10 protein-coding genes are annotated in these 13,369 nt (G+C 67.7%); 5 read left to right on the top strand and 5 right to left on the bottom strand.

The features are described 5' to 3' along the window. Window positions 1–45: 45 nt before the first annotated feature. Entirely contained in the window at window positions 46–588 is a 543-nt protein-coding gene (locus ACY48E_RS01715) for an alternate-type signal peptide domain-containing protein (RefSeq protein ID WP_462870317.1), read from the bottom strand. 324 nt (window positions 589–912) lie between these two features. Between ACY48E_RS01715 and ACY48E_RS01710 the strand changes: the two genes are divergently transcribed. After that, window positions 913–1,731: a TspO/MBR family protein gene (locus ACY48E_RS01710; protein WP_462870316.1), complete on the top strand. Its 819-nt coding sequence runs from the start codon at window positions 913–915 to the stop codon at window positions 1,729–1,731. Between the two features lie 33 nt (window positions 1,732–1,764). Here ACY48E_RS01710 and ACY48E_RS01705 read toward each other — a convergent pair whose 3' ends face one another. Next, window positions 1,765–2,889, bottom strand: coding sequence for an acyl-CoA dehydrogenase family protein (locus ACY48E_RS01705; protein ID WP_462870315.1), 1,125 nt, complete (start codon window positions 2,887–2,889; stop codon window positions 1,765–1,767). A gap of 34 nt (window positions 2,890–2,923) precedes the next feature. Then, entirely contained in the window at window positions 2,924–4,099 is a 1,176-nt protein-coding gene (locus ACY48E_RS01700; RefSeq protein ID WP_462870314.1) for an acyl-CoA dehydrogenase family protein, read from the bottom strand. 72 nt (window positions 4,100–4,171) lie between these two features. On the opposite strand from ACY48E_RS01700, the gene ACY48E_RS01695 reads away from it, so the two are divergent. Next, on the top strand, window positions 4,172–4,795 hold the full coding sequence (locus ACY48E_RS01695; RefSeq protein WP_462870313.1) for a histidine phosphatase family protein: 624 nt from the start codon (window positions 4,172–4,174) through the stop codon (window positions 4,793–4,795). Here the strand turns inward: ACY48E_RS01695 and ACY48E_RS01690 are convergent, their stop codons facing one another. Continuing rightward, the gene (locus ACY48E_RS01690; protein ID WP_462870312.1) at window positions 4,796–6,514 is read right to left on the bottom strand and encodes a DEAD/DEAH box helicase; all 1,719 of its coding nucleotides are present in this window, start codon (window positions 6,512–6,514) and stop codon (window positions 4,796–4,798) included. Between the two features lie 176 nt (window positions 6,515–6,690). On the opposite strand from ACY48E_RS01690, the gene ACY48E_RS01685 reads away from it, so the two are divergent. Continuing rightward, on the top strand, window positions 6,691–8,493 hold the full coding sequence (locus ACY48E_RS01685; RefSeq protein WP_462870311.1) for an AMP-dependent synthetase/ligase: 1,803 nt from the start codon (window positions 6,691–6,693) through the stop codon (window positions 8,491–8,493). Here the strand turns inward: ACY48E_RS01685 and ACY48E_RS01680 are convergent. Then, the gene (locus ACY48E_RS01680; RefSeq protein WP_462870310.1) at window positions 8,475–9,128 is read right to left on the bottom strand and encodes an alpha/beta hydrolase; all 654 of its coding nucleotides are present in this window, start codon (window positions 9,126–9,128) and stop codon (window positions 8,475–8,477) included. The two genes, ACY48E_RS01685 and ACY48E_RS01680, sit on opposite strands and share 19 nt — an antisense overlap. A gap of 50 nt (window positions 9,129–9,178) precedes the next feature. Between ACY48E_RS01680 and ACY48E_RS01675 the strand changes: the two genes are divergently transcribed. Beyond that, entirely contained in the window at window positions 9,179–12,655 is a 3,477-nt protein-coding gene (locus ACY48E_RS01675; RefSeq protein WP_462870309.1) for a TM0106 family RecB-like putative nuclease, read from the top strand. Between the two features lie 269 nt (window positions 12,656–12,924). Continuing rightward, window positions 12,925–13,263 (top strand): hypothetical protein, encoded by a 339-nt coding sequence (locus tag ACY48E_RS01670; RefSeq protein ID WP_462870308.1) that lies wholly within the window; start codon window positions 12,925–12,927, stop codon window positions 13,261–13,263. The last annotated feature ends 106 nt before the right edge of the window (window positions 13,264–13,369 follow it).

Here is a 13,369-nt window from a genome sequence, read left to right as displayed (position 1 = left end):
TCCAGACCCCTGCCCCGCGTGGGAGATACGCTCACGGACCCGCTGTCAGGCCCGCGTCTGGTTGACCGCTACCTGGAACGCCGAGAGATTGACCGTTCCACCCTGGCCGACCTGGTTGGGCGTCGCGCGGTCGAAGGTCAACCGGACCACCACATCCACGGTCTTGCCGGTGTCCGCACTGGTGAGGGTGTTGTTGGCCACCGGGACCCCGCCGATGGTGGCGGAGGTGGTGATGGCGGCGTTGGTGGCCGTCAGCCCGCCGGTGTACGTGACCGAGCTCGGGACCGCGCTGATGGTGGCCGTCAGGTTCTTGCCGGTGGCGGTGATGGTGAACGTGGCGTTGTATTCGAGCACGTCGCCGGGCACCATGCGGAAGGTGCCCGCAGGATCGATGGCGACGCGGGTCTGATCGGGCGATGCGTCGAACCACTGCCCGGTACCGGTGAGCGCGATGTCGAGGACACCGGCCGTGACCGTTCCCGCGGTGACCGACTCGCTGTCGCTCCACAGGGCGTAACTGCCCGCCCCGCCCAGGAGCAGCATCGCGGCGGCGCCCGCGGCGAGTGCGCCCTTGGTGGCTCTGTTCATGTGTGAACTCCCAATTGTTTCCGACCCGACCCGGTGAACGCCCGTTCAGTGGTGGCGTGAGCCACAGCGTGACAGCCATTAGCGACCATTGTTTACCCCGTTCCAATTCTGTTATGAAAAAGAAACAATTGCGGTGTCAGCCATTGTGGTGCAGGGTTTTTGGGTAGTCGTGTAAGTGTCTGCCGAACGTGCGATCAACCCACGAGTAACGTTCGAAAAAATGGACACTTCAGGGCGATCGACAGGTTTCGGGTCGCCACGGACCGGGTATGGACCGGTATCAGTGCCCGCTACAGCCCGCCCAGCGAGACGCCGGAGAACATCATGGTCGACAGAGCAACATCGATCCCCGATCGGACACGCCAGATGGTCGTCGTCTTTGGCGCCGTCATCGCCGTCGTGGGTTCACTCGTCGGATCGGGCGCGGTGATCGGCACACCGATCGCTCAGGTCGCCGGCGGCGCCCTCAGCGCCACGTCGACACTCGTCGCGCCCGCCGGGCCCGCCTTCTCGATCTGGTCGGTGATCTACCTGGGTCTGATCGCGTACACGATCTACCAGGCTCGCCCGTCTCAGACCACGTCCGCGCGCCAACGCAGACTCGGCATCCCCATCGCCGTATCGATGACCCTCAACGGGGCGTGGATTCTCTCGGTGCAGCTCGGCGCAATTTGGCTGAGCGTTCTGGTGATCGTCGCGCTGCTGGTGACGCTGGTGTACACGTTCACCCTCGTCACCACCGATCCCGCACCCACCCTGGCCGACCGGTTGATCGTCGACGGCACCGTAGGCCTCTACCTCGGCTGGGTGTCGGTGGCGACCCTGGCCAACGTCTCGGCGTGGCTCGCAGATCTGGGTGTGACCGCCGGTGCGACGGCGTGGTCGGTGGTGGTGCTGGCAGCAGCGATCGGGGTCGCAGCACTGATCGCCATGGCAGGCGGCGGCAGGCTGGCACCGATGCTCTCGATCGCGTGGGGCCTGGCCTGGATCGCGCAGGGACGACTGGCCGGACCGCGGACCGATTCGGTGACGGGCGTCGCCGCGGTGGCCGCAGCCATGGCGGTCGTGGCGATCACTCTGGTGGTTCGAGCCAAGTCCACACGAACCATCCACACACCCCGCCGCGTGATCGGCGTCGCCTGACCACGCGGCGCAGATGGGCCTGACGGACGAACCTCAGGCGGGGCTGATCATCTCGTGCTCACGCAGGACACCGGAGATCACCCGCAGGTGGTCGTCGGCGCCGCCGAAGGCATGCTCGATGGCCAACAACCGACTGGCGTAGTGACCGACCGGATACTCGTAGGTGACGCCGATACCGCCGTGCAGCTGAATCGACTCCTGCGCAACCACTCTCGCCGACCGGCCCACCTGGAGCTTGACCCGGGAAGCGACAACCGGATCAGCGCCGTCCGCCAGCGACATAGCTGCGTAGATGGCCATGCTCCGAGCCAACTCGACCTGAATGTACATATCCGCCGCACGGAAGGTCAGGGCCTGGAACTTCGAGAGCGTGACCCCGAACTGCTTGCGCTGCTTGAGGTAACCGGTCGTCAGTGCCAGCGCCTGCTCCATCGCACCGATGGCCTCGGCTGCCAGGGCCGCCTGTGCGGTGACCTCGGCTTCGGTGATCGCGGCGTCCGCGTCACCCTCGGCCAGGGGCTCGGCCACCACGCCGGTCAACTGGATCGACGCACCCCGGAGGCCATCATGAGTGGCGTAAGGCGTGCGCGCCACCCCCTCGGCCGACGCGTCGACCAGGAACAGCCCGCGCCCACCGCCGTCGACGGCAGCGCTGACCACGAACAGATCAGCGCAGTCACCGTGCAGCACAGGGTTCTTGACCCCGGTGAGCGTCCACCTGCCGTCGGTCTCGGTGGCGGTGGTGCGCAGATCCCGGCTCGGCCATCGCAGGCCCGGCTCGGAATGCGCGAACGCCAGCAGCGAGTGCCCCTCGGCGACCGGGCCCAGAACACGAGCGCGCTGCGCGGCGGAGCCCGCCGCAGTGACCAGGGCGCCGGGAACGATCACACAGTCCAGCAGCGGTTCCGGGGCCAGCGCCCGACCGATCTCGACCATGACCGCATACATCTCCGCCGAGCCGGCACCGGTGCCGCCGTCCTCCTCCGCGAAGGTCAGACCCAGTAGACCCAACTCCGCGAACTGCTTCCACACCGACTCGTTCCAGCCGCGTTCGGTCTCGAGCGCCGCCTTCCGCTTGTCCAGGTCGTAGCTCCTGGTCAGCAGGTCACGCACGGTGTCCCGAAGCAGCTTCTGCTCGTCGTCGAGGTCGAACTTCACAGCCCCTTACCTTTCCCGAGTCGAACTCGTGTGATCACAGCCCGAGAATCCCGGACGCGATGATGGTGCGCTGTACCTCGTTGGAACCGCCGTAGATCGAGGTCTTGCGGTAGTTGAGGTACGTGGGCGCGGTGCGCTGTGCCCAGAACGAGGTGGGGATGTTCGGTCCGGCCTCGTACGGCAGCGAATCGACACCCGCGATGTCCGCCGCGATCTCGGTGACGGCCTGCTGCAACTCGGTTCCGCGCAGCTTCAGAACCGACGACGCCGGGTTCTCCTTACCAGCCGCGTAGTCGGAGACGATGCGCAGCTGAGTGAGCTCGAGGGTGAGGATCTGGTTCTCGAGCTCGGCGAAGCGGGCGGCGAACACCGGGTCGTCGAGCAGCGTGCCGTCGGCTGTGCGTGTCTCGGCGGCCTTGCGCTTGGCCTCGGCGAGACGGGTCTTGGTCACGCCGATGCGGGTGATCGAGGTGCGCTCGTTGCTGAGCAGGAACTTCGCGTACGTCCAGCCCGCGTTCTCCTCGCCGACGAGGTTGTCCACCGGTACCCGAACGTTGTCGAAGAACACCTCGTTGACCTCGTAGCTGCCGTCGATCAACTTGATCGGACGCATCTCGATTCCCGGCGTGGTGAGGTCGACGAGAATGAACGAGATACCCGCCTGCTTCTTCGGGGCATCAGGATTGGTACGCGCGAGCAGGAAGATCCAATCGGCGTGCTGGCCGAGAGTGGTCCAGGTCTTCTGGCCGTTGATCACGTACTCGTCGCCGTCGCGAATGGCGGTGGTGCGCAGCGACGCCAGATCCGATCCCGCCTCGGGTTCGGAGAAGCCCTGGCACCACCAGATGTCGCAATTGGCCGTCGGCGGCAGGAACCGCTTCTTCTGTTCCTCCGATCCGAAGGTGGCGATGACGGGCCCGACCATCGAGACGTTGAAGGTGAGCGGCTCGGGCACCGACGCGAGCTGCAGCTCGTCGAGGTACAGGTGGTGCTGCATGGCGGTCCAGTTCTTGCCGCCCCACTCCACCGGCCAGTGCGGTGTGGCAAGTCCGTGCTCGTTGAGGATCCGCAGACTGGTGACAGCGTCCTCTTTGCTGATGTTCTCGTCGGCGGCATTGCGCTCGCGAATCTCGAGGGGAATCTTCTCGCGGAAGAAGGTCCGCATCTCCTCGCGGAACGCCTGCTCCTCATCGGTCAGTGCCAGATGCATGAACGCCTCTCCCTCTCGAGTGGACACTCGTTACCGCTCCGACGGTACCCGCTCGCTAGTCTGGTCCCGATCATGACTTTTCTTGCGCTGGTGCGACACGGCGAGACCGACTGGAACATCCACGGGCGCCTGCAGGGGTCCTCCGACATCGAACTCAACGACACCGGCCGCGCACAGGCCCGCCGCGCCGCCGAGGAACTGAACTCACCGTCGTTCGCCGTGCAGTTCAACTCGCCGTCGCTCGCCGTGCGAGGCTGGAGCACCCTGATCACCTCCCCGCTGCAACGAGCCGCCGAAACCGCCCGCATCATCGGTACGGAACTGGGCCTGCCGGACCCGATCGAGCACGAGGATCTGGTCGAGCGCGGATTCGGCGCCGCCGAGGGAATGACCGACTTCGAGGCCTTCCACACCTGGCCGCACGGGCAGTACCCCGGGATGGAATCGCGCCGGGATCTTCTGCGGCGTGCCCGGCGGCGCATCGACGCCATCGCGGCAGAGCACCCCGAGTCGGCGGTGATCGTGGTGGCGCACGGCGGAGTGATCCGCGCTGTGATCGGGTCCATCCTCGGAAGCCCGTCCCCGCGAATTCGCAACGCGGGCATCACAACCCTCGAACACGACGGCACCGACTGGACCGTGCACACCATCAACTCCACGCCCGTCGAGCAGTACGGGAGCTGGGACTGGTACTAGCTAGCGCCGCGGCGGACCGGTGTCGGGCTGCAGCTGGATCAACTGACCGCTGATCCTGGTGCGGCGCAACGCTTCCAAGGTCTCGCGCGAGAGGTTCGCCGGGAGTTCGACGAGACTGTGATCCGGCCGGATGCTGATGTGCCCGAAGTCGCTGCGCCGCAGTCCACCCTCGTTGGCGATGGCACCGACGATCGCGCCCGGCACCACACGATGACGTTTACCGACCGCGATGCGGTACGTGGCCAGTTCCTGATCGCCGCGCCGACTCTTGCGCGGACCGCGATCGTCGAACTGCTTGGCGGGCCGCTCACGGCGCGCGCCCTTCTCCACCCGCTCACGCTCGGCGGGTGGCGGCTCCGGCGCCATCAGGAACGCCTCACCGTCGCGGGACTGGGTGGCCAGAGCTGCGGCGATATCGGCGAGCGGGACGTCGTGGGTGCGCTCGTAGTCCTCGATCAGACGGCGGAACAGCGCGACCGACGGCGAGGCCAGGCTGGCGGTGATCGAGTCGGCGAACTTGGCCACGCGCTGCGCGTTGACGTCGTCGACGCTCGGCAGCGCCATCTCGGTGAGCGGCTGGCGCGTGGCCTTCTCGATGGCCTTGAGCAGATGGCGTTCGCGTGGGGCGACGAACAGCAGGGCCTGACCGGTGCGCCCCGCCCGACCGGTGCGGCCGATGCGGTGCACGTACGACTCGGTGTCGTGCGGGATGTCGTAGTTGACCACGTGGGAGATGCGATCGACGTCGAGCCCGCGCGCGGCGACGTCGGTGGCCACCAACACGTCGAGCTGACCGTTCTTGAGCTGGCCGATGGTGCGCTCGCGCTGCGCCTGCACGATGTCGCCGTTGATCGCCGCCGCCGAGTATCCGCGCGCCCGGAGCTTCTCGGCCAGTTCTTCGGTGGCCTGCTTGGTGCGCACGAAGATGATCATCGCCTCGAAATCCTCGACCTCGAAGATCCGGGTGAGTGCGTCGAGCTTGCGCTGATGCGAGACCTGGACGTAGCGCTGCGTGATGTTCGGGGCGGTGGAGGTGCGGGTCTTGACGGTGATCTCCACCGGATCGTGCATGTACTGCTTGGAGATCTTGCGGATACTCGCGGGCATGGTCGCCGAGAACAGCGCCACCTGCTTGTACTCGGGGGTGTCGGCCAGGATGCGCTCGACGTCCTCCTGGAAGCCCATCTTGAGCATCTCGTCGGCCTCGTCGAGCACCAGGTAGTCCAGACCCGACAGATCGAGCGTTCCCTTGGCGAGATGGTCGATCACCCGTCCCGGCGTGCCGACGATGATCTGCGCTCCGCGCCGCAGACCCGACAGTTGCACCCCGTACGCCTGGCCGCCGTAGATGGGCAGCACGTGCAGGCCGGGAATGTGCACCGAGTACTTGCCGAAGGCCTCGGCCACCTGCAGCGCCAGCTCCCGCGTCGGCGCCAGCACCAGGGCCTGCGGGGCGCGGCGTTCGACGTCGAGTCTCGACAGGATCGGCACCGCGAACGCCGCCGTCTTGCCCGTTCCGGTCTGGGCCAACCCGACGACGTCGCTGCCCGCCATCAACGGCGGAATGGTTGCTGCCTGAATGGGCGACGGGCTCTCGTAGCCCACGTCGGACAGCGCACGCAGCACCCGGTCGTCGATACCGAGATCGGCGAAGGTGACCGAATCGCTGTCGCCGGCGATCCCGGCGTTCGGGTCGTCTGACGGCTCGGAAGTACTCATATGCAGGGCAGTCTAGTGCAGAGACCCACCCACGACGCCCGGTGCGAGGTGCGTGGCCCTAAGGGTGCCGACCCTTCGCAAAACGGTCGAACCGGACGGGACCCGGAATCACTGGCACAATTGGGCTGTGATGCAATGCACATCACATCCGCCCTCACCAGGAAGGCCACACCACAGTGCGCGAATACTCGGTGCCCGCCACCTACACCGTCGACGACAACGTCTCCATGGCCGACACGATCTTCCGCTACCAGAAGGAAAGCCCCAACTGGGTGGCGTTCGAACTTCGCGACCCCAAGACCAAGGCATGGCGCAAGATCACCGCCGGCCAGTTCGTCGAGCAGGTCTCGGGTGTGGCCAAGGGCCTGATGGCATCGGGCATCGAGTTCGGCGACCGCGTCGCCATTCTGGCCGCGACCCGCTACGAGTGGGTGGTGCTGGACTACGCCATCTGGACCGCGGGCGGATGCACCGTCTGCATCTACGAGACCTCCGCACCGGACCAGGCCCAGTGGATCCTCGAGGACTCCGCCACCAAGCTGCTGGTGGTCGAGAACACCGATCACCGTGACCGCCTCAAGGAGGTCACCGAGGGTGCGCCCGCGCTGCGCGAGACCCTGGTGATCGACGGCGGCGCCATCGACGAGCTGATCACCCGCGGCGCGTCGATCACCGACGAGCAGCTGCACGAGCGTCGCCACATGGTCACCGGCGAGTCCGTGGCCACCCTGGTCTACACCTCGGGCACCACCGGTCGGCCCAAGGGCGTGCAGATGAAGCACCGCAACATCTCCGCCGAGACCGAGGCCGCGCGCATCGCCCTCGGACATGCGATGTACGAGGGTCAGCGCACCCTGCTCTTCATCCCCCTCGCGCACGTGTTCGCGCGGGCAGTGTCCTTCGGGTCCATCGAGAACAAGGTGACCGTGGCCCACACCTCGGACACCACCACGTTGCTCGAGCAGTTCGCCGAGTTCAAGCCCGATTTCATCCTCTCGGTGCCGCGCGTGTTCGAGAAGGTCTACAACTCGGCCAAGCAGAAGGCGCACGACGGCGGCAAGGGCAAGATCTTCGATGCCGCCGTCGAGGTGGCGATCGAGTACAGCAAGGCGACCGAGAAGGGCAAGCCCGGTCTGGTGCTCACGGTCAAGCACGCGGTGTTCGACAAGCTGGTGTTCTCCAAGCTCCGAGCGGCACTCGGTGGGAACTGCACCAAGGCGGTCTCCGGTGGAGCGCCCCTCGGCGCGCGTCTGGGCCACTTCTTCCGCGGCGCGGGCGTGCCGGTCTACGAGGGCTACGGCCTCACCGAGACCACCGCCGCCGTCACGGTCAACACCGTGGAGAACCAGCGGGTGGGCACCGTGGGCCGCCCGGTCGAGGGCGCCACGATCAAGGTCGCCGACGACGGCGAGCTGCTGCTCAGGGGTCCGATGGTCTTCGACGGCTACTGGAAGAACGACGCAGCGACCGCCGATGCCATCAAGGACGGCTGGTTCCACTCCGGCGACATCGGCACCATCGACGAGGACGGGTACGTCTCCATCACCGGCCGCAAGAAGGAGCTCATCGTCACCGCCGGTGGAAAGAACGTGGCCCCGGCCGGGCTCGAGGACTCGATTCGCGCGCACCCGCTGGTCAGCCAGTGCCTGGTGGTCGGCGACGCCAAGCCGTTCATCGGTGCCCTCCTCACCCTCGACCCCGAAGCTCTGCCGGGCTGGATCGAGCGGCACAACCTGCCCGCCGGCACCACGATCGCGCAGCTGAAGAAGAACCCCGACCTCATCGCCGAGATCGACGAGGCGGTGGCGGCCGCGAACGCGAAGGTCTCGTCCGCCGAGGCCATCAAGAAGTACACGATCCTGGAGACGGACTTCAGCATCGAGGGCGGCGAGCTGACCCCCACGCTCAAGCTCAAGCGGAACGTCATCCACGCCGAGTACGCCGACGCCATCGCCGACATCTATTCAGGCGGCAGATGAGTCATCGGTAGGAAGTCGATGACCTCGTCGGTCACGGCCCGGTGCACCTTCTCGTGCAGCAGGTCGTGACCGGCGTCGTCGAAGGCCACCACCTCGATGGGCCCGAGCACCGCGCGGGCAGACTCGATGGGAACGATGCGGTCGTCGGTGCCGTGCAGCGCCAGCATCGGCCGATCCGGTCGGGTCACCGCGTTCACGGCCTCCGCGGTCACAAGTCGGGGCGGGGTGGCACAGAGCACCACCGACGCGAAGCCCGGAGCCTGCGGTGCCGCGAGAACCCGCACCGCGGTGGCCGCTCCGAGCGAGTGGCCCATCAGCGAGACCGGCACATCGCCGTGCTCGGCGACAACCATGGCAGCAAGCGATGCCGCGTCCTCGGCCATCCCCACCAGCAGTTCCTCGAGGTCGAAGTCGGTGCCGTCGGACTCGGCGTCGACGTCACCCTCGGACAGTCCGTGGCCGTAGTGGTCCACGGCCCACAGCGTCACACCCGCATCGCCGAGCCGGCCGGCAAAGCGGTGGTAGTGGCCGGTGTGCTGGCCGCGTCCGTGCAGGAACACCAGGGCGGCCCGGGGGTCGTCGGCGTCCCACCGCCGGTAGTGGACGCGTCCGCGGGCTCCCTGGAAGAACGGCATGGCGACAGTCTCCCCCAGATCTGTCGGTCCGCGAACGTAAAGTCCGCGTCGTGTTCTTCCTGAACGGCGCCACGGCCGCCGGCCCCAGCACCCTGGTGCACAGCGCGGCCGATCTCACCGCGGCGTCGTCGTGCGAGTTCTCGCTGCTCCGCAACCTCGATGTCCATCTCGGTCGCATACAGGCGGACCCGGTCGCGGATCCGATGCTCGAGCGCCTGTCCCGGTTGGGCACCGCGCACGAGCGGGGAGTGTTTTGGGATTTCCGTAGCCAGTTCGGCGACGGCGTGGTGAGGATCGGGCGGCCGGGCTCGCTGCGGATCGAATCCGAGATCCGGGCGAGCGCGGACGCAACCCTGGCCGCCGTGGCGCGGCGTGCACCGGTGATCTACCAGGGCACCATCTTCACCCGCGAGGCCGACACGGCATTCCTCGGCTTCAGCGACTTCCTGGTTCTCGATCCACACACCGATCGGTACGCGGTGATCGACACCAAACTCGCACGGCACGAACAGGTGTCGTCGATCCTGCAGATCGCCGCCTACGCCGATGCCCTCGAGGCCGTCGGCGTCCCGGTGGCCGACACCGCGCGTCTGATCCTCGGCGACGGGTCCACCGTCGTGGTCGACGTCGCCGACGTGCGGCCGGTGTATCGGCGCGCCCGCGACGGTGTCGTACGCCTGCTGCGCGAGCATCGACGCTCCGATTCGCCGGCGTCGTGGGAGCTCACCGGCGTGCGATGCTGCGGTCGCTGCGACGCCTGCACACCCGAGGTCGAGCGAACGCGGGATCTGCTGCTGGTGGCCGGGATGCGATCAGTGCAGCGTGAGCGACTGATCGACGGCGGCATCGCCACCATCGACCAGTTGGCCGCCGCCACCACGCCCCCGCCGGGCGTCGCGCGGCGCACGTTCGACTCGCTCAGGGCGCAGGCGTCCGCGCAGGTCCGTCAGGAGAACTCGGGGCAGCCCGTCGCGGAGTTCGTCGCGCCCGAAGCGCTCGCCGCGCTGCCCGCTCCCGTCGCGGGCGACATCTTCTTCGACTTCGAGGGCGATCCGCTGTGGTCGCAGGGCGGCGACCCCGACTGGGGGCTCGAGTACCTGTTCGGGGTGCTCGAGAACGACGGTGACGAGCCGGTGTTCCGCCCGTTCCTCGCCCACGACCGCGCGCAGGAGCGGCGCGCGTTCGCGCAGTTCCTCGACTATCTCGACGCCAGGCGCGCGCGATACCCGTCGATGCACGTCTACCACTACGCGCCGTACGAGCGAACGGCACTGCTGCGTCTGGCCGGGCGTCACGGGATCGGCGAAACCGCGATCGACGACCTGCTGCGCAAGCGCGTGCTGGTCGACCTGTTCCCGATCGTGCGGGCGTCGCTGCGCGTGGGTGCACGCTCGTACTCGCTGAAGAAGCTCGAGCCCCTGTACATGGCGGGCGCACGCGACGGCGACGTCACCGACGCGGCCGCGTCGATCACCGAGTACGCCAGGTACACCGACCTGCTCGATCGCGGCGCCACCGACGAGGCCGAGGCGGTGCTGCGAGAGATCACGGAGTACAACCGCTACGACTGCCGCTCCACCCTCGAGCTGCGGGACTGGCTGCTGCGGGCAGCGCATGAGCACGGCGTGCAACCTCTCGACACCGAGCCGACGCCACCGGAACCGGACGAGCGCACCGACCTCGAGCTCGCGCTGACGGAGTTCGCTGGCGCGGACACCGAATTCGCAGGTGCGGGAACCGAATTCGCTGGTTCGGGGCGGACGGACGATCAGCGGGCCGTGGCGATGCTCGCCGCGGCGATCGGCTATCACCGCCGTGAGGACAAACCCTTCTGGTGGGGCCACTTCGACAGGCTGAGCAGCCCCATCGACGAGTGGGCCGACACCAAGGGCACGTTCGTGGTCACCGAGGCGCAGTGCGAGCCCTGGCAGCCGAAGGTGGGTAACCGCCTACCCCGCCGCACCACTCGACTGGTCGGCGAGGCGGTGGACGGCGGCCTCGGACACGACGTGTACGTGCTCTACGAGCCCCCCGCCCCCGACTGGTCGGAGGAGGTCCTCGATCCGACTGCCCGCTGGACCATGAAGGCAACGGTGGTCGATCTCTCGCCCGACCGCACCGAGGCTGTCGTCGAGGAGAGGCTCACCAGGGTCGCCGCCGAGTACGATGCGCGACCGGTCGCCCTGGCACCCACGGCCGGGCCGTCGAGCAAACCCCTCACCGACTCCATCACCCGCACGGCCACCGAGCAGCTGGCGGCGCTGACGGCCACCGGGGCGCTGATCGACGGGCCTGCGATCGACATCCTGCGGCGCCGCCCGCCGCGCACACACTCCGGTGCGCCGCTGCCGCGTGCGAGCACTCCCGCCGAGTCGATGGTGGCGGCTCTCCTCGATTCCGACCACAGCTACACGGCCGTCCAGGGCCCGCCGGGCACCGGGAAGACCCACACCGGCTCGGCGGTGATCGCCGAGTTGGTTCAGCGTCATCACTGGCGGGTGGGCGTGGTGGCGCAGTCGCACGCAGCCGTGGAGAACATGCTGACTGCGGTGGCGCGCGCCGGTATCGGCCCCGATCGCCTGGCCAAGAAGGGCGGTTCGGCCAGTGCCGCGTGGACCTCGGTGGGCACCGACACCGGGCGGTTCCTCACCGATCACCCCGACGGGTGCGTGCTGGGCGGAACCGCGTGGGCCTTCGCCAAGGACGACGACTTCACCGAGCCGTTGGACCTGCTGGTGATCGAGGAGGCCGGGCAGTTCTCCCTGGCCAACACCATCGCCGCCGCACGCAATGCTCGGCGGCTGCTGCTACTGGGCGATCCGCAGCAGTTGCCGCAGGTCAGCGTCGGGCGCCATCACGAACCCGTCGACCAGTCGGCACTGGGGTGGCTCTGCGCCGGCCACGACACCCTCCCCGCCCACCTCGGCTACTTCCTCGACCGCACATGGAGGATGCACCCGGCGGTGTGCGATGCGGTGTCGACTCTCGCCTACGAGGGTCGACTCACCTCGGTGGCACCGGAACGCTCGCTGGTGGGTGTCGAACCCGGGATCCACACCGTCCTCGTCGACCACGAGGGCCACTCGGTGGAGTCCGGCGAGGAAGCGCAGAGAATCTCCGAGCTGGTGCACTCGCTCGTCGGGCGCACCTGGGTGGACGCCGGCAGCACCCCGCGCCCCCTGGCGGCGGACGACGTGCTGGTGGTCGCGCCGTACAACGCGCAGGTGGCGCTCCTGCGAGCCACGCTGGACGCTGCCGGGCTGACCGAGACACCGGTTGGGACCGTCGATCGGTTCCAGGGTCGGGAGGCGCCGGTGGTGATCGTGTCGATGACGGCCTCGGCCGTGGACGAGATTCCGCGCGGGATGAGCTTCCTGCTCTCGCGCAACCGGCTCAACGTGGCCCTCTCGCGTGGGCAGTGGGCGGCGTACATCGTGCGCTCCCCGCAGCTGACCGATCACCTGCCGACCACACCGGCGGGGCTCCCCCAGCTCGGCGCTTTCCTGCGACTGAGCCCGGACAGCTGAGTTGCCGTCCAACCTCGTTATGCAACCGTGTCCTCCGTTTCGGATGTGATTGATTACTCTAACTTCTGGAAGTGTGATCGAACCCAACCCGGGGAATGCACAGCGGGCCCGTCGAAAAACGGCGGACCGGTTGCCCGCGGGCGTCACCGTTCTCCCCCGAACTCATCTGTCGGCAAGGCACACCTTCCGCTCATGCTCGAACGTTCAGAGAAAAGAGCACTTACATGCGTTTTCCGCACTCCACTCGTGTTCGTACCGTCGCCACTTCGATGGCCGTCGCAGGCGTCGCCGCCACCGCCCTCGTGATCGGTGCCCCACCCGCGCTGGCCGACGTCCCGACGGCCATCGTGTCCACCCCCGGCGCAGCCCGGTCGCTGTACGTCACGGGAACCAACAAGGACGGCAGCTCGTACGGCGCGTGCCTGGACTACTTCTTCGACGGGGTGTACGACGCGCCGGCAGACCGGGTGCTCTACAAGTTCCCGAACCTCAAGGTAGGCACCGAACTCACGGCCATCGCCCAGAAGGACGGTGAGTGCCACGGAGTAATCCTCGGCTACAAGGTCGTCACCCTGACCGCCGACACCCCGAACATCATCGACCTGTAGCGCTGCGACCCGTCTCGATGGTCTGCGCGAGAATCGCCCACACTGGCGGCGCGCAGGCCATCGAGACGGTCGGCTCGCGCTGCCGGTTCACCTCCGAACCCTGTGA

It is taken from the genome of Rhodococcus sp. AZ1 (assembly GCF_054979605.1).
Note: the sequence above shows the minus strand (reverse complement) of the source record. Positions and strands in the feature narration are given on the sequence as shown.